Origin of the sequence: Methanofollis fontis, assembly GCF_004297185.1 — an archaeon.
Lineage (GTDB): Archaea > Halobacteriota > Methanomicrobia > Methanomicrobiales > Methanofollaceae > Methanofollis > Methanofollis fontis.
On sequence record NZ_PGCL01000004.1, the window covers coordinates 66,428 to 88,709 of the forward strand.

Annotated in this window: 24 protein-coding genes and 2 pseudogenes; 20 read left to right on the forward strand and 6 right to left on the reverse strand. The window is 56.9% G+C overall.

Features of this window, described 5'->3' with window-relative positions:
• Positions 1 to 57 precede the first annotated feature (57 nt).
• Complete coding sequence (locus CUJ86_RS10030; RefSeq protein ID WP_130647449.1) at positions 58 to 627, forward strand: HEAT repeat domain-containing protein; 570 nt, start codon at positions 58 to 60, stop codon at positions 625 to 627.
• Positions 628 to 632: 5 nt separating this feature from the next.
• On the forward strand, positions 633 to 1,928 hold the full coding sequence (locus CUJ86_RS10035; RefSeq protein ID WP_130647450.1) for a hypothetical protein: 1,296 nt from the start codon (positions 633 to 635) through the stop codon (positions 1,926 to 1,928).
• Here the strand turns inward: CUJ86_RS10035 and CUJ86_RS11880 are convergent.
• The gene (locus CUJ86_RS11880; protein WP_165394869.1) at positions 1,906 to 2,064 is read right to left on the reverse strand and encodes a hypothetical protein; all 159 of its coding nucleotides are present in this window, start codon (positions 2,062 to 2,064) and stop codon (positions 1,906 to 1,908) included. The two genes, CUJ86_RS10035 and CUJ86_RS11880, sit on opposite strands and share 23 nt — an antisense overlap.
• Positions 2,065 to 2,370: 306 nt before the next feature.
• On the opposite strand from CUJ86_RS11880, the gene CUJ86_RS10040 reads away from it, so the two are divergent.
• On the forward strand, positions 2,371 to 2,904 hold the full coding sequence (locus CUJ86_RS10040; RefSeq protein ID WP_130647451.1) for a hypothetical protein: 534 nt from the start codon (positions 2,371 to 2,373) through the stop codon (positions 2,902 to 2,904).
• 13 nt (positions 2,905 to 2,917) lie between these two features.
• Entirely contained in the window at positions 2,918 to 4,216 is a 1,299-nt protein-coding gene (locus CUJ86_RS10045) for a hypothetical protein (RefSeq protein ID WP_130647452.1), read from the forward strand.
• Here the strand turns inward: CUJ86_RS10045 and CUJ86_RS10050 are convergent.
• Complete coding sequence (locus CUJ86_RS10050) at positions 4,213 to 4,818, reverse strand: fibronectin type III domain-containing protein (protein ID WP_130647453.1); 606 nt, start codon at positions 4,816 to 4,818, stop codon at positions 4,213 to 4,215. The two genes, CUJ86_RS10045 and CUJ86_RS10050, sit on opposite strands and share 4 nt — an antisense overlap.
• Positions 4,819 to 5,010: 192 nt before the next feature.
• Here CUJ86_RS10050 and CUJ86_RS12185 point away from each other — a divergent pair, with 192 nt between their 5' ends.
• The 5 genes and pseudogenes from CUJ86_RS12185 to CUJ86_RS11885 all read left to right on the forward strand — a co-directional run bounded on the left by CUJ86_RS12185 (position 5,011) and on the right by CUJ86_RS11885 (position 6,842).
• On the forward strand, positions 5,011 to 5,187 hold the full coding sequence (locus CUJ86_RS12185; protein ID WP_235855643.1) for a hypothetical protein: 177 nt from the start codon (positions 5,011 to 5,013) through the stop codon (positions 5,185 to 5,187).
• A 27-nt stretch (positions 5,188 to 5,214) separates the two neighbouring features.
• Complete coding sequence (locus CUJ86_RS10060) at positions 5,215 to 5,538, forward strand: nucleotidyltransferase domain-containing protein (RefSeq protein WP_130647454.1); 324 nt, start codon at positions 5,215 to 5,217, stop codon at positions 5,536 to 5,538.
• 82 nt (positions 5,539 to 5,620) lie between these two features.
• Positions 5,621 to 5,944 carry a type VII toxin-antitoxin system MntA family adenylyltransferase antitoxin gene (gene mntA / locus CUJ86_RS10065; protein ID WP_235855644.1) on the forward strand — a complete coding sequence of 108 codons (324 nt, stop codon included), beginning with the start codon at positions 5,621 to 5,623 and terminating at the stop codon, positions 5,942 to 5,944.
• A pseudogene (locus tag CUJ86_RS12375) lies at positions 5,904 to 6,232 on the forward strand (HepT-like ribonuclease domain-containing protein). Before mntA ends, CUJ86_RS12375 begins: the two are co-directional and overlap by 41 nt.
• A gap of 466 nt (positions 6,233 to 6,698) precedes the next feature.
• Positions 6,699 to 6,842, forward strand: coding sequence for a hypothetical protein (locus CUJ86_RS11885; RefSeq protein WP_165394870.1), 144 nt, complete (start codon positions 6,699 to 6,701; stop codon positions 6,840 to 6,842).
• Positions 6,843 to 7,064: 222 nt separating this feature from the next.
• Here CUJ86_RS11885 and CUJ86_RS12195 read toward each other — a convergent pair.
• From CUJ86_RS12195 to CUJ86_RS10090, 4 genes and pseudogenes are all read right to left on the reverse strand, one after another.
• Positions 7,065 to 7,199 (reverse strand): annotated as a pseudogene (locus CUJ86_RS12195) (type II toxin-antitoxin system HicA family toxin); the annotation flags it as partial.
• 86 nt (positions 7,200 to 7,285) lie between these two features.
• Positions 7,286 to 7,516 (reverse strand): type II toxin-antitoxin system HicB family antitoxin, encoded by a 231-nt coding sequence (locus CUJ86_RS10080; RefSeq protein WP_207231413.1) that lies wholly within the window; start codon positions 7,514 to 7,516, stop codon positions 7,286 to 7,288.
• Positions 7,517 to 7,616: 100 nt separating this feature from the next.
• Positions 7,617 to 9,311, reverse strand: a complete 1,695-nt coding sequence (locus tag CUJ86_RS10085; RefSeq protein ID WP_130647456.1) for a DUF4129 domain-containing protein — start codon at positions 9,309 to 9,311, stop codon at positions 7,617 to 7,619.
• The gene (locus CUJ86_RS10090) at positions 9,308 to 9,571 is read right to left on the reverse strand and encodes a hypothetical protein (protein ID WP_130647457.1); all 264 of its coding nucleotides are present in this window, start codon (positions 9,569 to 9,571) and stop codon (positions 9,308 to 9,310) included. The genes CUJ86_RS10085 and CUJ86_RS10090 overlap by 4 nt, the downstream gene beginning before the upstream one ends.
• Positions 9,572 to 9,976: 405 nt before the next feature.
• Here CUJ86_RS10090 and CUJ86_RS10095 point away from each other — a divergent pair, with 405 nt between their 5' ends.
• From CUJ86_RS10095 to CUJ86_RS10145, 11 genes are all read left to right on the forward strand, one after another.
• Positions 9,977 to 10,984 carry a glycosyltransferase family 2 protein gene (locus CUJ86_RS10095; RefSeq protein WP_207231409.1) on the forward strand — a complete coding sequence of 336 codons (1,008 nt, stop codon included), beginning with the start codon at positions 9,977 to 9,979 and terminating at the stop codon, positions 10,982 to 10,984.
• Positions 10,981 to 12,189: a glycosyltransferase family 4 protein gene (locus CUJ86_RS10100; RefSeq protein ID WP_130647458.1), complete on the forward strand. Its 1,209-nt coding sequence runs from the start codon at positions 10,981 to 10,983 to the stop codon at positions 12,187 to 12,189. Before CUJ86_RS10095 ends, CUJ86_RS10100 begins: the two co-directional genes overlap by 4 nt.
• Before the next feature lie 34 nt (positions 12,190 to 12,223).
• Positions 12,224 to 13,492, forward strand: a complete 1,269-nt coding sequence (locus tag CUJ86_RS10105) for a UDP-glucose dehydrogenase family protein (protein ID WP_130647459.1) — start codon at positions 12,224 to 12,226, stop codon at positions 13,490 to 13,492.
• Entirely contained in the window at positions 13,489 to 14,421 is a 933-nt protein-coding gene (galU, locus tag CUJ86_RS10110) for a UTP--glucose-1-phosphate uridylyltransferase GalU (RefSeq protein WP_130647460.1), read from the forward strand. The genes CUJ86_RS10105 and galU overlap by 4 nt, the downstream gene beginning before the upstream one ends.
• 2 nt (positions 14,422 to 14,423) lie before the next feature.
• On the forward strand, positions 14,424 to 15,374 hold the full coding sequence (locus CUJ86_RS10115) for an SDR family oxidoreductase (protein WP_130647461.1): 951 nt from the start codon (positions 14,424 to 14,426) through the stop codon (positions 15,372 to 15,374).
• Complete coding sequence (gene wecB / locus CUJ86_RS10120; protein ID WP_130647462.1) at positions 15,371 to 16,441, forward strand: non-hydrolyzing UDP-N-acetylglucosamine 2-epimerase; 1,071 nt, start codon at positions 15,371 to 15,373, stop codon at positions 16,439 to 16,441. Before CUJ86_RS10115 ends, wecB (CUJ86_RS10120) begins: the two co-directional genes overlap by 4 nt.
• A gap of 9 nt (positions 16,442 to 16,450) precedes the next feature.
• Positions 16,451 to 17,530, forward strand: a complete 1,080-nt coding sequence (locus CUJ86_RS10125; protein ID WP_130647463.1) for a polysaccharide biosynthesis protein — start codon at positions 16,451 to 16,453, stop codon at positions 17,528 to 17,530.
• Positions 17,527 to 18,645, forward strand: a complete 1,119-nt coding sequence (locus tag CUJ86_RS10130) for a polysaccharide biosynthesis C-terminal domain-containing protein (protein WP_207231410.1) — start codon at positions 17,527 to 17,529, stop codon at positions 18,643 to 18,645. The genes CUJ86_RS10125 and CUJ86_RS10130 overlap by 4 nt, the downstream gene beginning before the upstream one ends.
• A gap of 4 nt (positions 18,646 to 18,649) precedes the next feature.
• Entirely contained in the window at positions 18,650 to 19,807 is a 1,158-nt protein-coding gene (wecB, locus tag CUJ86_RS10135) for a non-hydrolyzing UDP-N-acetylglucosamine 2-epimerase (protein WP_130647464.1), read from the forward strand.
• Positions 19,808 to 19,921: 114 nt separating this feature from the next.
• On the forward strand, positions 19,922 to 21,070 hold the full coding sequence (locus tag CUJ86_RS10140) for a glycosyltransferase (protein WP_130647465.1): 1,149 nt from the start codon (positions 19,922 to 19,924) through the stop codon (positions 21,068 to 21,070).
• Between the two features lie 27 nt (positions 21,071 to 21,097).
• Positions 21,098 to 22,225, forward strand: coding sequence for a glycosyltransferase family 4 protein (locus CUJ86_RS10145; protein WP_130647466.1), 1,128 nt, complete (start codon positions 21,098 to 21,100; stop codon positions 22,223 to 22,225).
• Positions 22,226 to 22,282: the final 57 nt, after the last annotated feature.

Here is a 22,282-nt window from a genome sequence, read left to right on the forward strand (position 1 = left end):
ATCTGATCTCCGCCCTCCGGCCACAAGTAGTTTTAGCCGTGAGAGCGAGAAAGATGCATGAACCAGGAGAACAGAGCGGTTGCAGAGGAGGCGCTCAGCCAGGCCCTCGGCGGTGCCGATGACGCCCGGGTCAGGCGGATGTCCTCGCTCCTCCTCGGCGGGACGGGATCGGCAACGGCGACCGGGCCGCTCCTCGAGGCCCTGCGCGATCCAGACATGGGGGTGCGCTCCGCTGCGGCGCAGGCGCTCGCCCGGATCGGCACTCAGGCGCTGACCGTTCTCATCCCCACCCTGCGGGACCCCGACTGGCGAATCCGCTACCGGGCGGCCGAGGCCCTCGGTGAGATCGGCGATCCCAGGGCCGTTTCCCCCCTGATCCGTTCCCTTTCCGACGAAAAGGATCATGTCCGCTATATGAGTGCGAAGGCCCTGGGGCAGATCGGCGATCCGGCGGCGATCGATGCCCTCTCACGCACGCTCCACGACCAGAACCCGCCGGCACGGAAGGCGGCGGCACTGGCGCTCGGACGGATCGGCGGGGCAGAGGCGGCCCTTGAGGCGGCGCTCGAGAGCGAGCCCTCCGGGTCGGTGCGCCGCGGGATCCGCGACGCCCTTGGCAGGCCGTGATCCCCATGGACTCCCTCGCCCTGCCGATCGATATCACCGTTGGCACGGTCGGGTCGGGCGACCCTGCCCCGGCGATCGGGCGAATCGATGCCATCCTGGCCCATACGCCCCATACCGTTACGATCGGCACGGCGGGGACGGAGGGTCTTGACGATTTCGACCTCCTCGTCGCCTTTTCGGACGCATCAGAATCGGTGCTCGGGCCGGCACGACAGGCGGGGGTGCCGCTGCTGCGGGTGCTGGACGGCGGCGCCGTCGCCGAGGGCCCGGGCGCCCCCAGGATCCTTGAGATGTTGCGTTCCACCGACGCCTATAACGCCGAACGGGTGGACGGGAGGCGAATCCGGCGGGTCTCAAGGGAGCGTGAAGCCGTGCTCCAGGCCCACCTCCGTTCTGCCGGGCTTGAGCCAGACCTCCTGGACCCGCTCGCCAGCTCCCTCCTCCCCCATTATGTGCGCACCCGCATCCTGGCCGACCGCTACGGCCTCCTCCACCTCGGCGCCGGGACAGCCGTCTACGCCCTTTCGGCGGCAGCGATCACCATCGTCACCCTCCAGGCCCTCCTCTTCCCCGCGGCCCTCTTCCTCATCTGGATCGAGGTCGCCTTCATCGCCGCCGTGCTGCTGCTGCTCAGCGCCGCCCGCATCCTTGACTGGCACCGCAAGTGGCTGGACTACCGTTTTCTTGCCGAGCGGATCCGCTCCGCCATCTTCCTCTGTTTTGTCTGCATCCGCTGCTCGGTGCCCGGCGCCCACCCGGGGATCACCCTCACCCACCATGCCGACGACTGGATGTCCCGGGCCTTTGAGGGGCTGCTCGATGTCCGCCCGCTGGACTACTGCTCCCTGGCCATCCCGCTCGAACCCCTCAAGCAGTTTCTGCTCTCGGCCTGGATCGACCGGCAGGTCGACTTCTACGCCGCCACCGAACGCCACAACCGCCGGTGCTACGAACTCCTGCTCCTGGCCGGCGAAGGATTCTTCATCGCCACCCTCATCACCGCCGCCGCCCATGCAAGCGGTGCCATACACGCCGGCGGGGCCCTGCTCGCCGCCGCCACCATCGTGCTGCCGGCGGTGGCCGCCACCCTCTCGGCGATCCGCACCCAGCGGGAGTACCGCCACAATGCCGAACGGGCGGCGGCGATGCTCCGCCACCTCTCCTCGATCACCCTCCGGATCCGCCGGGCCGAGAGGATGGGCGAGCTCTGCGACCTCCTCGAGGAGGCGAACGAGGTGATGCTGCGGGAGCAGCAGGAGTGGCGGGTGGTCTTCCGGTTCAGGGAGCTGGAGGGGGTGTGATCCCCTTACCGACGGTGCCCGGCATACACGCGATGGCGGCCAGCACCATCCCGGCCGTGATGGCGATTGAAAAGGGGCCATGGGCCATCTCACGCTCCCCGTATCCTGTACCGCCGCCCTCGACCGTGACCAGCACATGCGGATCGGTATGAAACCGGAGGTTTAGAGGTTTTCATCCATCGGGGGGGCAGGCAACCCTGTGGGCTCAACACGTTACCTGAACGCCAAACCGCAGACCTGTCGGGACAGCCACAGATCCAGGGCCATGTGCACGATGTCGCAAGGACAGGTCCCGATGATCATTGGAGCGACAAATAGCCCTGACAGAGAGATCTGGAGCGACCAACGACCATAACGTATAAAATATTTGATTTTATCCGGATCGAGAGATTTATATTCTTTACGAATATAATCTGGTCGAATTATTCGAGGGGCAACAATAATGAACAAATTTATATTTCTGACACTTGTTTCCGGGTTTCTGCTCATCCAGGCGTCTACTGCAGCCTCCACTGGCTCTGCCGAGATTACAACCGACACCTTCGGGTCGTCGGTGGACCTGACGGTCAGCGGATCGATCGCCGACTGGAGCCTGACGGTCGGGGAGAACGAAGATACCACCAGCATCGACATGACCGTGCTCTCGAACAATGCGGACGGATATGAAGTGACGGTCTATGACGCCCTGGACAGCGGGAAAGGCGCCGATTCGGCAGGACATATGACCGATTACACGGGAGCGGCCTATATTGACAGCCATCTGACAAACGCCCTGCAGATCAAGTCCTCTGGAACGGACGCCTATGTCAGCCTGAGCGGCGATGAGCAGACGATTGAATCAAAGGCCAGTGCCTCGGAGGACGGCGGCGACTCCTATGATATCGGGATAAAACAGGCACTAGCCCCCTCCGACCGCATTCCATCGGCCGGGCATACATACCGGATCATCGTCACCTTCGTGATCACGGCCCTCTAGGTGAATTCTGCACATGAGATACCTCAATCAGTGCATTGTCGCCCTGGTCCTCCTCATTCTCCTCAGCGCGGTTCTCCACCCCGCCGCCGCCCTCAAGGTCTCGGGCGTGAAGTGGACAGAGGAAATCTCACCGGGCGAAGCGGCCCCCCATCAGATCGTGGTGGAACCGAGTCCCGGCGAAGGGGAGATGGACGTGGCCGTCGAGGTGATGGGTTTTTCGAACGGACCCGACCTCTCCTACACAGCAGAGGACACCTCCCCCCATTCAGCCAGCCCCTATCTCTCTGTTGAGCCGTCGAGCCTGCACCTCCGCCCTGGAGAGCGGGCGACGGTGCAGGTGACATGTGCGCCGCCCGCATCCGCCTCAGGTGGTCTCTACGCCCTGATCTCATTTCGCCCACTGCCCTCAGCAGAGGGGTCGATGGCGTTTGTCACCGCCGTCCGGGTACCGGTGATGCTCACGGTGGCCGGGAGCGCCTGCACCGAAACGGCACACATCGATTCCCTCGACCTCCTCAACGACGGCGGGTGCACGGTGGTGAGCGGGGTGAGCCATACCGGCAACCACCACTTCTACGGGCTCTCGAACACCGTCGAGATCCATGACGCCAACGGTTCTGTGATCTGGACGGGCGGGACCGATCCGTCGCACCATGCCCTCATCCCCGGCAGTTCGGTCCTCCTGCAGGTGCCGGTCGATGTCAGTTTGCCCCCGGGCACCTATACACTCTGTTCGTGCATCTATGACGGCGAAGGGCGCCTCCTGGACGAACGGAGCGAGAGGATCAGCCTGGAGAGAGAGACGGCACCGGTCCTCTCTGAGGTCTCTGTCGATCTGGACCCCGCCTCTCCGGCGGTGATCACCTCTCCAGATGGACGGATCACGCTCCACATCCCGGCGGGCGCGGTCTCCACACCGGCGACCCTCAGCCTCGGGCCGTGCCAGGAGGTGCCCCCCGCTTCGGAGGGGGTCGCACCGGCGGCCACGGCCTTCCTGATCGGCGGGATACCCGGACGGCTGAACCTCCCCATGACGATCGAGGTCGTCCCCTCCACCGATGACCTGGTTTCGGCCGGCGGCGATGCCGACCGACTCTGCCTCGCCTGGTGGGATAGTGTCGAGGGAAGGTGGACACCGGTCCAGACGGTGTTTGATCCCGCGAGCGTCAGCCTCAGCGCCCTATCGGACCGCCCTGGCACATGGTCGGTGGTCGTCGTCGCCGGGGGCGAGGACATCCCCGTCCTCCCGATTTTCGGCCTGGTGCTGGTCGGCGGGATCGGGGTCGCCCTCCTCCGCCGGCGGTGGGGTTAGCGCCAGCGCAGGGCGGCGACGGCGAACAGGAGGATGAGGACGCCCGGCAGGACGGGGACCGTGCTGCCGGGCGTGCCATGCGTCCCCTCCGTCGCTACTGTTGTGGGGGGAGGTGGTGCAGGACGCACCCTCTCCCCGGTTGTCTGGACGATTTCAATGGGGGCCGGAACCGCGGGAGTCCGGGCCGTCTGCACCGTGGGGAGAGTATCATCGTCGCCGGTGTTTTCAGGGGCCGTCGTGAAGGCCACCTCGTCCGATGCTGCCCGGAGGGTCGCACATTCTGAGACCGCCCGGAGATAGACGGTCGAGCCCGGGGTGAGAGGTGGAAGGGCCACGCAGTGGTGGTATTCCGGCGCCTCGCCCCCGGAGGCACGGGCCGTATAGTTGCCGGGGAGGGGGCCGTAGTCGACCCATCCGACCGCCTCGCGGTCGGTCTCCCAGCAGACCGTGGCGCCATCACAGCCGATCGCCGAGACCGTGAGGTTGGTGATCGCAAGGCCGATATTGGCCGAGATGACGACCTTCTCGGCGGGGGCCGGGGCGATGAGGAGGGCCATGAGGAGAAGAACGGTGATGGCCCGTTTTGGTGGGTTCATTCTCATCTTTTTCGCCACGGGAGCGGGCATGAACCTTTCTGTTCGGCGGCGCCAGTAGACGGCAGAATTATTATAGGGTCATAAGGGTCATACAACCCGTATATACATGGATAAAAACCTCGGGGAGGCACAGCGCTGGATTTCAGTGAAGATTTCGAATGGGCCTGCTTTCAAGCACAGCAGAGCGCCGAAAAGGCGTTGAAGGCGGTGCTCTATGGGAGGGGGATGCGACGGATCATCACCCATTCGGTCTTCGAGTTGCTCAGGGAGATCGACGACCCCGCTCTCCTCTCTTTCCGGCGTGATGCAAAACACCAGTGTATACATCACAACCCCGTACCCGGACAGCATCGCCGGAGGTCTCGCACCCTGTGAATATTTCGAAGAGGAGGATGCAGAGGAATGCATACAGGCGGCACGACCCCTTCTCCCGACCTGATTGCGGCCCTCCTCGCCTTTGCGGCGGATGTGCGCTCCCGGTTCAGGATCGAACGGATCATCCTCTTCGGTTCGGCGGCGACAGGGACACTTCACGAAGGGAGCGATATCGACCTGATCGTGATCGGGGATTTTTCCGAACGCTTCCACAAACGCATCGCCGCCCTGCTCGACCTCACCGATCTACCGATCGAGCCCCTCTGCTATACGCCGGCGGAGTTCGAGCGTCTTGTGGAGGAGAAGAACCCGTTCATCATCGAGGCGCTCTTAGAGGGCGTTGACCTGTAGAAAATCGCCCCGGGAACAGGGGTGACGGCGAAACCGCCCCTCTGCCGAAAGGCTGATGATGGGGCAGGCTACAGCAAGAGGAATGTATACCCTGACCGAGAAAATCTGTGAAACCATCATTCGTGTACTGACACAGAACGATGCCGAGCGGATCGCAGTCTTCGGCTCCTATGCGCGGGGGGAGGCCGGCCCGGAGAGCGACATCGATATCCTGGTCAGGTTCGGCCGCACAAAAAGTCTTCTCCAGATCGTGCGGATAGAGGACGAGCTCAAGGCTGCCCTCCATAGAAACGTCGATCTCGTCACAGAAAAGGCGGTCAGCCCCTACCTTGCCGATACAATACACCGTGACGAAGTGGTGATCTATGACGCCGGAAGATCCCGCGTACCTCCATCATATCCTTGATTCCAGCATTGAGGACTTTTCGAGAGACATTTCATCGGCAGCAGAACTCAACAGTCATCCGCTCCAGCGTGCCGGGATCGAGCGTATGCTCACAATAATCGGCGAGGCGGCAAAGAATATTTCACCGCAACTGCGAAGGAAATACCGTGGAAAGAGATCGCAGGCATGCGGGACAGGACCGTTCACCACTCCTCTGGTGTGGACTATGAAGCAGTATTCCTGACAGTTCGAGACGACCTTCCGCTGCTCAAACAGTGCATCCATACGATTTTCGATGAAGAAGGCTAGACCCCATGGAGAGATGAGCACACGCAAATGCCAGTCCCGGATGCAGAGGATTCACAGGGCGGGGACCCTTAGTCGGGACGAACTGGTAGATTTCACCCTCCCGATAGAACGACCATGAACCCGGATCCGCCTCCACCGGGAGGGGAGCACCCCTCCCGGACCCACCCCCCATGCGATAGGGAAGGTACCATTGTTGCACCAGAATGATGAAAACGTGAACGGCGTTCTGCTGATCTATCTCTCCGGCCAGGGATAGCGTATAAACCCGCCCGGCAGGAGCCAGATGGAACCCGAACACCTGCAATCGGGAAACAGACACAGATGGAGTGGAAAAGATTTGCGGCCACAGGAGGGGATGCCGCACTCCGTCCGGTTTCAGGGTGCGACCATACCCTCCCGGATATGGCCGGAAGCGTATCCCCTCTTCGAACGGTTGAACCGGTGATCGAGCAGCTCAGGGCGATCGATGCTGAGGAAAAAATCTGGCGTCTTCGGCTCGTATGCACGGGGTGAACAGGCCGGAGGAAGCGGTCTCGAACGTCTCGTCGACCTGGCAGAACCTATCGTCGGCCTCAAAGAGGAACTGGAGAGCTCGTGGACCTTGTTCTGAAAGGTGGGGTCGTGGGGAGAAAACATCTCTTCAGGGCGATATCTGAGGATATCATCTATTCTTGAGCGGAAAATTACCTTCTTCATCAAATGCCCGGGATCCAGTCTCCTTTTTCCCTGGACACATCCCCATCACGGCATCTGTCATCCGGGAGAATGACTGCACTGTGGTTACTCCGCGTGACGACATCTCCGAGACCGGGTGGTGCGGGAGATCCTGGAATTACAGGAGTGTCCGAAACTCGTCGACAGAGAGACCGGCCTGAAATAGAATTGTCTGAAGTGTCTTTGGAGCAAGGGTCTTCCGGGAGTGTACCGGAATCGTGACGATGGCACCGCCCCCGGCATGATGGAGGTAGTGGTGGCTGCCTCACACGCCAACCTCCTCAAAGCCCGCTTTTTTCAGGGCCCTGATCGCTCTTTCCCCCGTGATTCTTGGAAGTTTCATACTGCATTGATTGTATTGAGAGATACGGAAACTTCAACGGGAATGGGCATTCTCAGTTTTCTGGCTACCTCAAGGTAGCCCGCGATCGCTTCCTCGATGTTTGCCAGCGCGTCTTCCCAAGTGGACCCCTCACTGATGCAACCGGGGAGCGATGGAACCGTTACGGTGTAGCCCCCGTCCTCGTTCTGCTCCATGAGTACTGTGTAGCGGAGACGATTCTCTGACAATCTATCCCTCCATTGGAGAATGGTATATGGCATTATATAGGGGTTTTGCAGGTGGGCATCTTCTCCTCGCCTGGAGTGCCATCCGGGGGGGGGACAATCGTTATCCCCCGGCGACCGCCTCATACAGCTGCCGGAGCTCTCCGACCTCATCCTCCCCGCAGGGGATGCCGGCATAGCGCACACCCTCATAGAGGCGGACGAACGCCCGCGCCTCCTCCTCCACCGGTGTCCCTCTGAGGGTGGCGGCAATCTCACGCGGCGTCTTTGCGCGGGGGTTTGGTATCAGGTAGCGCCTTCCGGCGGCAAGGGCCAGGCGCTCCCAGAGGTGGGCGGCCTCGTCCAGGGGGGTGAGCGGCCCCTCGGGCTCCGGGGGCTCTACCTCCAGGACCGCTTCCTCTTCCTCGGGGGCGACGGCCTCCACAACCGGTGCCGGCGCCTCTTCCTCTTCCGCTGCCTGGGCACTTCCCCTCCTCCGCCTCCGCCCCCAGCGGAGGTAGGCCAGCCCACCCAGGAGGCCGACCGAGACGGCGGCGGCCGTCGCCAGCAGGGTCTGGAGGGTGAAGAGGGGCTCGCGGATCGTGAAGGGGACCTCCTCGCTCTCGCAGGGCTCCAGGGGGAAGCCCTCGGCGGCAAAGACCGCCTTCAGGGTATGTTCGCCGGGCTCGAGCACAGTATCTCCCTGATACCTTCCATCGGCGCCGGTCTGTACCCTCCCGACGAGGGCGCCGTCGGCGATGAGGGCGACCTCGGCACCGCCGACCCCCTGCCCGAGGGCCGTGAGGCGTCCGCTGCACTCCACGGTGCCGGCGGTGGCGTTCTGGACGGCCCGGAGCGTGACCTCAGAGGGCGCCGTGTTCACCGTGAACAGGGCGAGGTCGGAGACCGAGCGCCCGCTCTGCACATAGGCCAGGTGTGTCCCGGCCCGCACCCGCCCGATCCGGTAGGTGAAGGTGTAGCGCCCATCGTCGGTGGTGGTGGTGTTCGCATACCGGCGGCTATCGATGAAGGCCACGACCTCGGCCCCACCCTCATGGGTGGCCAGGGTGCCGCGGATCATGATCTCATCGCCGAATCGCCCCGCATCCGGCGAGATGAAGATGGTGATCCCGGGCGGCGGCAGGGTGGGCGCCGCACTCCCGCTGCTGCTCTCCTCCTGCAGGTCGGCGATCTCCTCGACGATCTCCTCGTAGCCGTCGACCGACTCCTCATACTCCGCGGTGTCGGCCTCGTACTTCTGGCCGGCCGCCACCATCGATGCCTCCCGCCCGGCATAGGAGGTGTAGGCCTGCGCCAGCTCGTCCTTGAGGGCCTCGCCCTCATAGATGATCGAGTAGAGCTTCGAGGGGTCGTCGCTGTCCCGGTACTCGATCCGCAGCTCCTGGATCTCGGCAAAGCGCTGCGTGCCGTTCACGAGCGTCTGCAGGGCATCGACGTTCTCCTCGGAGTTCCGCCTGAAATCCTCGATATCGGTCTCCGAGAGGTCCAGGGAGACGACCAGGTTGTTCATCGAGGAGGTCATCTCGGCGTAGCGCTCGAGATCCCGTTGCGCGCTCTCCCAGTCCTTCACCTTCACCGAGAGCACCACCGTTCCGGACTGCGAGAGCAGGTCCTGCATCAGGGGGAGCACCGACTCCGCCTTATCGGCGCTCATCTTCGATGCGATGGAGAGGTCCTCATCAGAGAGCGTGGCGCTGGCGTTCACCGCTGTCCAGAGCACGGGGTCGCCCGCCTGGACCGCCAGCAGCGCCACGCAGACGACAACGAGCACCCCCAGGAGAGCCGTCGCCCGCCTCATCGCGCCACGATCTCCATCACCTTCATCACCACAATATATCCGAAGACCGCCACCCCGGCGGCGATGATGTACTTAATCCTCCGCATATGCCGCCCCTGCACGAAGGGGGTGTCCATCAGCACCGCCACCACCAGCAGGGCGATCAGGGCAAGCACGAAATAGACCTGCAGGTCGAGCGTGCGGTTCAGCAGCATGAAGAAGGCCACGATCCCCCCCCAGAGGGCGAGCACCCCGGCGGCCATGTACTTGGCGGTGCGCATATCCTCCTCTACTGGGCCCCCCACCCTCATTAACCTTTTTTTCCGGATGTCGGAAAATCCTCCGGGAAGGGAGGACACTCACAAAACCCGATCAGAACCTTTAAAAGTCGACCCCGTGCCTATCTCCACCCCGCATCCCTGCTCGCGCCCCCTCCCGGCCGCTACCACTTTCCCTATTTTAACCTTCCCCAGGCACGCCGGATTATCCCACATTCCAATGATTAGCACCAATGACCCAAAACCGAAGCCCTTTATACTTTCATGTAAATTTATTCATCACTACATAAACCGGCCCCCCCGGCCCCTCCCATCCCCCTCTTCCGGCGTTTTCCATTGTGCGGAAATTCCAGGAATTTTTGATGGTGGGCGAGGGTATGGGGGGAGGGTTTAGGGTGTTGGTGGAACGTGGAAACAGGGAAACTGCCGTTATCAGCAGAGAGTGCAGGACTCGTCGCCGGATCCTATGCCGGTCTGCCGCAGGCATCCGCCCTCCCGGCCCAGGGGGGGCACACTGAACGGCACATCGTGGTCGTGATCCCGGCCTACAACGAGGAACTCGTCATCGGCAGCGTTGTGCTGCGTGCACGCCGCAATGCCGACACGGTGATCGTCGTCGACGACGGTTCGAAGGACAACACCGCCGAGATCGCCCGCCTGGCCGGGGCCGACGTCGTCGTGATGCCCCAGAACGGCGGCAAGGCCGCCGCCCTGATGGCCGGCTTCGAGCGTGCGCGGGAGTACTCCGCCGAGGCCGTCGTGATGATCGACGCCGACGGCCAGCACAACCCCGAGGAGATCATGACCGTCGCCACACCGGTCCTCGCGGGCGAGGCCGACCTCGTCATCGGCTCCCGCTTCATCGGGGAGAAGGCCGACATTCCAGTCTACCGCCGCTTCGGCCAGGAGGTGCTCACCCTCTGCACGAATGCGAGCAGCACCTGCAGGACCACCGACTCCCAGTCTGGCTTTCGGGCCCTCTCCCGCCGGGCGATGGCGAACCTGGACTTCGCCTCCGAGGGCTACTCGGTCGAATCGGACATGATCGCCCACTTCGCCTCCCGCGGTCTCGTGATCGAGGAGGTGCCGATCTCGGTGCGGTACGACGTCCCGCACAAGCACAAGAAAAACCCGGTGAGCCACGGGCTCGGTGTGCTCGGGAATATCATCTCGCTGATCGGGTATCGGCGACCGATGCTCACGTTTGGGGTGCCCGGGTTTCTGGCGATGGTACTGGGGGCGTTTCTCGGCTGGCATGCGTTTCATGCGTACTATGTAACCAATAAGTTCCCGTACGAGCTCTCGATTTTGACGGCGTTCCTGATGTTTTCCGGGATGCTGCTCTGTGCGGTGGCGTTGATCTTGAATGAGCTGGTGCTGATTGTGAAGGCGCAGAAGGCAGGACAAAAAATATGAAGATCTTGCGCGTCGTATCCGATCTCTACCCTTCTGTGGTCGGCGGTGTCGGTCTCCATGCCCATGAGATGTCACGGCTGCAGGCACGAGCAGGGCACGAGGTCACTGTCATCACCTATAGGACTGACTCACAGCAACTTTCATCCGAAGAAGGAGATGGGTATCAGATTTTCAGGTTAAATGCCCCGATAAAAATATTTGGCAATTCGATTTCGTTTTCCCTCTTTCAACGCCTCTTAAAAAATTTTAACTCCTATGATGTCGTTCATGCTCACTCGCACCTCTTTTTCTCCACACTACTCTGTACACTCGTACATAGGTTCCGTTCCACGCCACTGGTGGTTACGAACCATGGGCTTGTATCACAGACCGCACCTGCGTGGCTGCAACGGATCTATATCCCCACGGTAGGAAAATGGATCTTTCAATCGGCGGATGCTATTATCTGTTACACTGAAACAGAACGCTCCCAGCTGATTGACCTTGGCGTGCCTTCCTCAAAGATCCATGTCATCCACAATGGCATCGAAACCGACGTTTTTATACCTTCAATATCCTGTTCTCCAAAGAAACAGATCCTCTGGATTGGGAGATTCACGCCCGGGAAGGGTGTAGAATATCTCCTGAAAGGTTTTCAGATCTTTTCCAGAGAATATCCCGACTATTCTCTTATGATGATCGGACGCGGCCCGTTGAAGGACGAATTCATCGACATGATCAAGGAGATGGAACTTGGAGATAAGGTAACTCTCCAGGATTTCATCCCGAATCATGAACTCCCCGGGCTTTACCAGGATTCCTCCTTCTTCGTGCTTCCAAGCCTCGAAGAGGGTGTACCAAGGACGATTCTGGAGGGGATGGCCTGTGGGAAACCGGTGGTATGCACTGAACTCCCACAACTTGTCGATATTGTTTCCGGGTGTGGCATGCTGGTTCCTCTCAGGGATTCAGAGGCTCTGGCAGATGCACTCTCAAGATTAGCCGAGGATCCGCATCTGGCCAGTTCTATTGGAAAGGCCGGGAGGGTGAATGTCGTCTCACACTTTTCCTGGGAGGATACGGTTTCGAGGACTCTTGATCTCTATGATTCACTTATTTCTTCACGATCTCTGGGCCGTCCGGTGTCCGGGGACTGTGATAGGACAGGAGCTCTGGAAAAGATATCGGGATCCCCTGATTCTGAAAGGATAGGGCGATCTCTGTGAGGAAACACATTCTGAATCTGAAAGGTGAGACCCAATGAAGATATCAATCATCGGCTGTGGGTATGTCGGCACGGTTACCGGCGTCTGCTTTGCAGATCTCGGCCATGACATCGTATTCTATGATGTGGATCAGAAGAAACTGGCGACCCTCAGTGCCGGAAAGGCTCCCATCTTTGAGCCCTCCCTTGAAGAACTGATCCAGAAAAACCAACAGCGCCTTACCGCCACCTCTGATCTCATCCAGGCCGTTCATGACACCGATCTCACGTTTGTCTGTGTCGGCACCCCCTCACGGGAGGACGGTTCTATCGACCTCACCTATGTCCTATCTGCATGCTCTGCGATCGGAAAAACGCTGAAAGATATCCCTCAGTTCCATCCCATCATCATCAAGAGTACCGTCTTTCCCGGCAGCACGGAGGGGCCGATCTGCTCTGTCCTTGAGAAGGAATCAGGAAAAGAGGCATATGTCGATTTTGGGCTGGGCTCAAACCCTGAGTTCCTGCGGGAAGGGAATGCAATTCAAGATTTCCGCGTACCCGATCGGATCGTTCTCGGTGCGGAGGATGAGAGGACGATGGAGGCACTGAGGTCTCTCTATACGTCCTTTACCTGTCCAAAGATCGAGACGACGATAAGGACAGCGGAGATGATCAAGTACACCAGCAACGCCTTCCTTGCCACCAAGATCAGCTTTGCCAACGAGATCGGCAACCTGGCGAAAAAACTGGGGATCGACTCGGAAAAGATCTTTGAGGGTGTCGGGCTTGACAGCCGGATCGGCCCTGCATTTTTCAGAACAGGGATCGGCTTTGGCGGTTCGTGCTTCCCCAAGGATGTCCGGGCCCTGATCGCCGGTGCCAGGGACTATGGGGAGCACCTCATGATTCTCGACGCGGCACTGCATGTGAATGAAGACCAGCCCATTAAACTGATCCGGTTGTTGCAAAAACACCTCCTCAACCTGAAAGGAAGAAAGATCGGTGTTCTCGGGCTGGCCTTCAAGCCCAACACCGATGATATCAGGGAGAGCCGGGCGATCCCGGTCATCCGGGAATTATTAAGTGCCGGCGCAGACGTCATCGCCTACGATCCCCTTGCGATGGGGACATTTGCCTCCTTCTTCCCGGAGATCGAGTACGCATCCTCAGCCCAAGAGGTTCTCAGCGCCGATGCTGTCCTGATCACTACCGAATGGGAGGAGTTTGAGCACCTTGACTTCAGTGGGATGATCGTCATCGATGGTCGCCGGTTGTCGAAGGCTTCCCTCACGGCAGAGTCCTATGAGGGGGTGTGCTGGTGAGAGAGGTCACGAAGGCAGTCATACCCGCGGCAGGCCTCGGCACCAGGTTCCTCCCTGCCACCAAGTCGATGCCCAAGGAGATGCTCCCCCTCATCGACCGCCCGGTGATCCAGTATGTTGTCGAAGAGGCGGTGAACTCAGGCATTGACGACCTTATCATCATTACCGGCAGGGGAAAGCGTGCGATTGAGGATTATTTTGACGATTCCCCAGAGCTGGAGATGCACCTGCGGGAACATAATAAGATGGACCTGCTCAAGCGTATCAGGGACATCTCCTCTCTCATCGACATCCACTACATCAGGCAGAAAGAGCCCCTCGGGTTGGGGGATGCGATCATGCGGGCCGAGAAGCACATCAGCGACGAACCCTTTGCCGTCCTGCTCGGTGACGACATCATCCAGAACCATACGCCCTGCACCAGACAGCTGATCGATATCTTCCAGCAGGAGGGACAGTCGGTGATCGCGGTTGAGGAGGTCCCCGATGATAAGGTCAGCAGTTACGGGATCATCAGGGGAACAAGGGTTGGCCCTTCCCTCCTGCACATCGACGATATTGTCGAGAAGCCGCAGCTCGCCGACGCTCCTTCACGCATCGGCGCCATCGGGCGGTATGTGTTCACCCCCCAGATCTTTGACTGTCTGGATGAAACGGTACCTGGCGTCGGGAATGAGATCCAGCTCACCGATGCGATCAGGATTCTTTTGCAACGGCAGGACGTCTATGCCCATGCATTCGAAGGGAAGCGGTACGACACCGGCGACAAATGTGGGTATCTTGAAGCGATCATCGACTTCGCCCTTGAGAACCCTGAGACGAGGGACGCTGTCCTCCAGCACCTGAGGTCGGCCGGACTGCGTACTGCCATGCAGGTACAGGGTGATGAAGGGGCTGTTCTGGCACACTCTGAACATATGGAGATCTGAGCATGTCCAAGATTGTGATTACCGGAGGGGCCGGCTTTATCGGTTCACATATTGCAGAGGCGCTGGTTCAGGACCATGAGGTCGTCATCGTTGACAATCTGGACGATTACTACCCTCTCGCACTGAAGCAGCGGAACCTTGACTGTGTCATGGCGAAGGGCAATGCCACCTTTATCAGGGGTGATATCACCGATCTCGAACTTGTCAGGAGTGTCATCGACGACACCGTCGATTTTGTCTATCACGAGGCAGCCCAGGCTGGAGTTCGGATCTCTGTCGAGGATCCCTTCAAGCCGAACAATGCCAATGTGACCGGCACCCTCAATGTGCTCTCGGTCGCCCGGGATGCTGGCGTGAAGCGGGTGATCAATGCCTCTTCCTCTTCGGTCTACGGGAAGGTGCAGTACCTCCCCTTTGACGAGAAACACCCGACCCAGCCCGTTTCACCATATGGGGTTTCGAAACTTGCCGCAGAGCATTACTGCCGGGTCTTCTACGAGGTCTATGGCCTCCCGACGGTCTCCCTCCGGTACTTCACCGTCTATGGGCCGAGGATGCGTCCTGATCTTGGGATCTCTATCTTCACCAGAAAGATGCTTGCGAACGAGCCGATCACCATCTTTGGCGACGGCGAGCAGACCCGCGACTTCACCTATATCGACAACATCGTGAAGGCGAACTTGGACCTACTGAAGACGAGTGCCGCTGATGGATATGCGATGAACGTCGGCGGCGGTCACCGGATCACGGTGAACGATCTGATCGCTCATATTCGGGAGATTACCGGGAGCGTGTCTGAGGTGGTGTACTCTGACAAGCAGAAGGGGGATGCGGAGCACACCCTTGCGAATGTGGGGCTCGCGAGCGAGTTGATTGGATATAAACCTGAAACTACGATCGGGGATGGTTTGAGGACATATGTGATGTGGCACAGGCAAGGTGTTAAGCCATGATCGCGATCGTCCTTGGCACCCGCCCCGAGATTATCAAGATGTCTCCGATCATCAGGGCATGCGAGGCCCGGGGGGTTGACTATTTCATCCTCCACACCGGCCAGCACTACTCGTACGAGATGGACCGGATTTTTTTTGAAGAACTCCGTCTCCCTGCTGCCAGGTACCGTCTGGACGTCGGTTCAGGCCCACATGGTGAGCAGACCGGGAAGATGCTTGCAGGAATAGAAGCCGTACTCCTGAAGGAATCCCCCGATTATGTGGTGGCCCTCGGCGATCCCAACTCTGCCCTTGCGGGAGCCCTTGCAGCTGCAAAGCTGCACATCCCTGTCTGCCATGTGGAGGCCGGACGGAGAAGTTACAACCGGATGATGCCCGAGGAGATCAACCGCGTTATCATCGATCAGATCGCAGACCGTCTCTGTACGCCCACAGAGGTCACGAGGGGGAACCTCCTGAAAGAAGGGATCGACGAGAGAAAGATCATCCTCACCGGCGATCCCATCGTCAGTGCCGTTCGAGAGAACCTGGCCGTTGCACAAGAAACATCCGTTATTCTTGAAGAGATGCATCTGACTCCGAAGGGCTATCTCCTGGTCACTGCTCACCGGGCAGAAAATGTTGATTCTAAGGAGCGGCTCGAAAGTATCCTGACCGCCCTCCGAGCGCTTTCTGCCGGACTCTCTCTTCCTGTCGTCTTTCCACTCCATCCACGGACCGAAAAAAAGATCAGGGAGTTCGGTCTGTCTCTTGATGGAATCCAGAGCACCAGTCCCCTCGGCTATTTTGACTTTCTGTACCTGGAGGCAAACGCACGGCTTGTGCTGACCGACTCCGGCTGCATTCAGGAGGAGGCGTGTATACTTGGCGTACCCTGTGTTACTCTCAGGGATGACACTGAGCGGCCTGAGACCCTGGCGATCGGATGCAATGTCCTTGCAGGAACGGATCCTGACCGGATTATAAACGCATCGCAGAGGATGTTGTCCTTGGAAGCCGGGTGGAAGAATCCGTTTGGCGATGAGAATAGCGGAACGTGTATTGTTAAATTATTATGCACTTCGTGAGGCACAATTATGGAAATAAGTCATTTTCTGGATAATGAAACCATTCTGGTCACTGGCGGTACCGGCTCATTTGGTCATCAGGTTGTCGAGAGGATACTCGCCGAATCTAATCCTAAAGAGGTCATCGTCTTCAGCCGGGACGAGAAGAAGCAGTACGACATGCGGAACCACTTCCAGAACCCCAAGCTCAGTTTTATCATCGGAGACGTGCGGGACAAAGACTCCGTCCGGAAAGCAATGAAGGGCGTAGACTATGTCTTCCATGCCGCCGCATTGAAACAGGTCCCCAGCTGTGAGTTCTTCCCCTTTGAAGCGGTGAAGACGAATGTCCTTGGGGCCTCCAACGTCCTTGACGCTGCCGAAGAGAATAATGTTAAAAAAGTCGTGGTCTTGAGCACCGACAAAGCGGTATACCCCATCAACGCCATGGGGATGACCAAGGCCCTCATGGAGAAACTGATGCTTGCGAAGGCTCGGAGCACCCGTTCCGACACCATATTCTGCGGTGTGCGGTATGGGAATGTCATGTACTCCCGGGGTTCTGTCCTGCCCCTTTTTGCCGAGCAGATCCGCAATCACCGCCCCCTGACGATCACAGAACCCAGCATGACCCGCTTTTTACTCCCCCTGCCTATTGCGGTAGACCTGGTCCTTTTCGCATTAAGTCATGGGGAGAACGGAGATATATTCGTCAGAAAATCTCCCGCGGCAACGGTGGAAGATACGGCCCGGGCGATGCTCGAGATCTTTGGGTCTGATGTAGGTATCGATGTGATCGGTATCCGTGAAGGCGAGAAGATGCATGAGACCCTTGTTACGCAGGAGGAACTCATGAAGGCAGAGGAGTATAAGAATTATTATGCCATCCGGAACCTCGAAAAAATTGATTATGAGAAGTATTTTTCCGAGGGCAATGGCGTCCCTATCCCAAAAGAAGGCTACACCTCTGCCAACACTCAGCGTCTGTCCCTTGAGGAGACAAAACAACTGATCCTCACCCTGAAAGAGATCCAGGAAGAACTTGCCCTGAAACCTCATGGCGGGGAGTCTCTTGCGTCTCTGAAAAAATCTCAGGACGTTAGCACATGAGTCTGCTGAAAGTTGGTATCACTGGCCAGTCCGGCTTTATCGGCTACCACCTTACCCAGTATTTGCGCCTGCATATGGACGAGGTCGAGATTGTTCCCTTTGATCCCTCATATTTCCAGGATCAGGATAATCTGATGCGGTTCGTGCAGCAGTGCGACGCGGTCGTCCACCTTGCTGCCATGAACCGTGGCTCTGAAGATGAAGTCTACGCGACAAATATCAGGTTGGTGGAGCAGTTGATCAGGGCACTTGAAGATGCCGGACATGCTCCTCATGTCATCTTCTCTTCTTCCACGCAGGAGGAGAGGGACAATGCCTATGGTCGGTCCAAACGTGAGGGTGCCCGCCTGCTTGCGGCATGGGCAGAACGGAACAATGCCCGCTATACCTCTCTTGTGATTCCGAATGTCTTTGGGCCCTTTGGCCGGCCGTTCTACAACTCGGTCGTGGCAACCTTCTGCCACCAGTTGACCCATCATCAGGAGCCTGAGATCAAGGTGGACGCCTCGCTTCCTCTCATCTATGTCCAAGATCTTGCCAGGGAGATCTTCGAGGTCATCAGGGGCGCTTATGATCTGCCGGCGGTCTGTCTGGACGCCACAGCAGAGAGGAAGGTGAGCGACATCCTCGCCCGTCTGCAGGAGTTCAAGGGAAGGTACCTTGACCAACACATCATCCCAGACCTGAACGGTCCTTTTGACACCGCCCTCTTCAACACCTTCAGATCCTTCATCGAGTCCGATCATTTCCCGGTCTATCCCGAGGTTCACACAGACGACCGCGGATATCTTACTGAGGTTCTCAAGGAACGCTCCGGTGGGCAGGTGTTCTTTTCGGTGACGAAGCCCGGGATCACGAGGGGGAACCACTTCCACATGCGCAAGATCGAACGGTTCTGCGTGATCCAGGGCGAGGCTTTGATCCGCCTCCGGAGGATCGGGGCCGACCAGACCATAGAGTACCATGTTCATGGTTCAAAGCCGTCTTTTGTCGATATCCCGATCTATTACACCCACAACATCACCAATATCGGGACCACAGATGTTCTGACGCTCTTCTGGACGAATGAACTCTTTGATCCCGCGGATCCCGATACCTTCTACGAGGGGGTTTGATCAGATGGAGAAAAGTTCGCTGAAAGTCATGACCATCCTTGGCACAAGGCCGGAGATCATCAGGCTCTCCCGGGTCATGGCCCTGCTCGACCGGCATGTCCAGCATATCATCGTTCACACCGGCCAGAACTATGACTATGAACTCAACGAGGTCTTCTTTAATGACCTGGAGATCAGAAAACCAGACTATTTCCTCCAGGTCGATACCCGATCTCTGGGGACGGTGCTCGGGGACACCCTCATCAAGATCGAGGATGTCCTGAGAAAGGAGAAGCCTGATGCCGTCCTCATCCTCGGGGACACGAACAGCAGTATTGCCGGGATCATGGCGAAGCGGCTGAAGATCCCGATCTTCCACATGGAGGCCGGCAACAGGTGCTTCGACTTCAACGTGCCCGAGGAGATCAACCGCAGGATCATCGATCATATTGCGGACTTCAACCTGGTCTACACCGAGCATGCCCGCCGCCACCTCCTCTCAGAGGGGCTGCCCCACCGGCGGATCTATCTCACCGGTTCGCCGATGTACGAGGTCCTGACCTACTATCGGGACAGGATCGACGCCTCTGCTATCCTGAGCGAGCTTGACCTCCAGAAGAAGGGCTATTTTGTCGTGAGTGTCCACAGGGAGGAGAATGTCGACAACCCTGGGAACCTGAAGAAAGTTCTGGCTGTGCTGAACCGTCTTGCAGAACGGTATGATGTGCCGGTCATCGTTTCCACCCATCCGAGGACAAGAAAACGGCTGGAGGGCCTCCTGAATGTGAAGATGGATTCGAGGATCCGGTTCCTGAAGCCCTTCGGATTCTTCGACTACGTCCACCTGGAGATGCATGCCCTCTGCACCATCTCGGACAGCGGTACGATCAGCGAGGAGTCCGCGGTGCTCTCCTTCCCCGCGGTGACGATCCGCGAGGCGATGGAGCGGCCTGAGGCACTGGATGCCGGGAGCATCGTTCTCACCGGCCTCGATGTAGATACGGTGCTGGACGCAGTCGGGCTGGTGATGGCCGAGGGGCCGGAGCGCCTGGAGATGGAGGCTCCTACTGAGTACCGGATCCCAGATACCTCTTGGAGGGTGCTGAAGCTCATCCTTGGGACGGCCAATTTGAGTAACAAATGGGCCGGGATCAGAGTTAACTCAGAATTAGGGAAAAAATGAAATTTTTAGATTTCTCCTCCAAAATGTACTCCATTTTTACCGCCAATATCTGCAGCATTGATCAGAGTTACTTGCTGGTGTATAGCAAATCCTTGGTGACGCTTGGTGTTTACGATGGAGAATAAAAAAGTTATAATTATCAGAGGCAGTTCCTTAGATCGGGAAACAAGGGCCACAAAGATCATAAAATCACTAACAGATAACAACTATGACGTACATTTATTATGGTGGGATAGAGGCTCAAAAGTTCAACGTTCTGAGAGGGGTGAGGCAGGTACCCGTTTTAGTGAAACGTCTTTCAACTTTAAAGCTCACTGGGGTCCAAAAAGCTTTATTTCTTTGCCTTTTTGGTGGGCTTTCATATTTTTCAATCTCCTGAAAATGGAGTGGGATATTGCGCATGTAATTCAAGTCACATCGCTCCCTCCTGCAATTGTTGCAAGCAAGATAAAGCGAAAACCTGTAGTATATGATATGCTTGATAACTATGAGGACTCTGTTTTTTTGCCACGGATTATTCGTAATTTTTGTGTGGCAGTTGATAAATTGTTTATGAGGCTTGTCGATGCTGTAGTTCTTGCGGATGAAGAGCAGATCCGAGAAGTAAATGGTATTCCTAATAATAATGTTGAAGTGATCTATGATTCTCCTGAGACTAACAAGGAGATAGGTACAAAAAATACTCAAAATAGTGTTTTTACATTATTTTTTGCTGGTGCTTTGCAAAAGGGCAAGTATCTAAATTTGGATAAGATGTTTGATGCTCTAGAAAATCTAAGCAATGTGAAGGTTGTCATTGCTGGTCATGGTGACTTAGTGCCCTATATACAGAGTGTTGAAAAAAGAATACCTGAGAAACTTGAATATATCGGTGAAATAACCCATGCAGAGGTCCTTCAGCGGAGTATAGGTGCTGATCTGTTATTTATGCTCCGAGATCCTGTTCTTCCTGTCAATAAATACATCTGTGGTAGCAAGGTACTAGAATCGATGATGTGTGGGACTGCCATCATTGTAAATGATGGAAGCTCTACGGCGAAAATCGTACGAAAATCAAATTGTGGATTTGTTGTAAATGCCAATTGTATAAATGAAATTATTGAAACAGTCAATATGCTGAAAAATAATCCCCAATTATGTATCCAATCTGGGCTCAATGGTCGAAAAGCATATGATGAACATTATTCCTGGGATATTATGGGAAATCGTCTTTTAAATCTATATAATAGAGTTCTAACCCGGGATCACGATCTGTTTATTTAAGATTCAGATACCAAAAAGAGGCATAAGATGACAGATTCAAAAAATGTTGGAATAATTACTAAACCGCTTGGCAGTGGAGGGACCGTACCTGTCTCCAATTTAGTGGATATATTAGCATCTGTTTCTGGCCAGGTATTTATCGTCACATCTAATGAAGGAGCAAATTTAAACCCTAAAAAAAATGAAAAAATTATAATTAATTCATTTCACTATGAATATAGGACAGATGTATTTGGAAAAATATTTGAAAATTTTTCGCTACAGACTAGAATATCCTTTAGCATATTGCAACAACGTAAAAATATTAATACTTGGGTGTTCTTTCTAGATTCCCATGTATTTATACTCCCGGTGATAGTTGCTAAGATATTAGGGAATAAATTAGTATTTCCATTGGCTGCTTCAATTAAAGGATCTGCAAAGGCGCAAAACAATTGGCTAAATAATTTATTGATTTTATTCGAGTCCATTACATTTATTTTTGCAGATCGTATTATTTTATATTCTGAAAATTTAATCCGAGACTGGGATTTAACCCCTTATAGTAGTAAAATCATTATCGCTCACCGGCACTTTCTTGACTTCAATACCTTCACTGTCATTGCCCTCTTTTCTGGCCGATCCCCAATCATCGGTTACATAGGTCGATTGAGCAGGGAAAAAGGTGTCCTGAATTTCACTCAGGCTCTCCCTGCTATCCTCAGTGAACAGCAGGATCTTCGTGTGGTCCTCGGTGGGGACGGGCAGTTGATGGAGGCGATTGAGACCTCTCTGCAGGAAGATGGGATCGCCGCCCGTGTAGACCTCCCTGGCTGGATCTCCCGTGACAACCTTTCTGGTTACCTGAACCAGATGCGCCTCATCGTCCTCCCTTCCTACTCCGAAGGGCTCCCGAACATCATGCTCGAGGCGATGGCTTGTGGGACCTTGGTGCTTGCGACGCCGGTCGGGGCGATACCAGATGTTATAATAGATGGGAAGACCGGATTTATAATGGAGAATAACTCCCCGGAGTGCATCGCTGAGAATGTGAAGAGGGCGCTGGACTCGCCAGACCTGGAGCAGATCGCAGAGAACGGGAGGCGGTTTGTGGAGGAGAATTTTACGTTTGAGCGTGTGGTTGAAAGATGGAAAAAAGTACAAAAAGATCTATGATAACAGGCGGTCGAGTCAATCCAGGTCTTGAGATCCTAGCAGCAGAAATGAATTTTT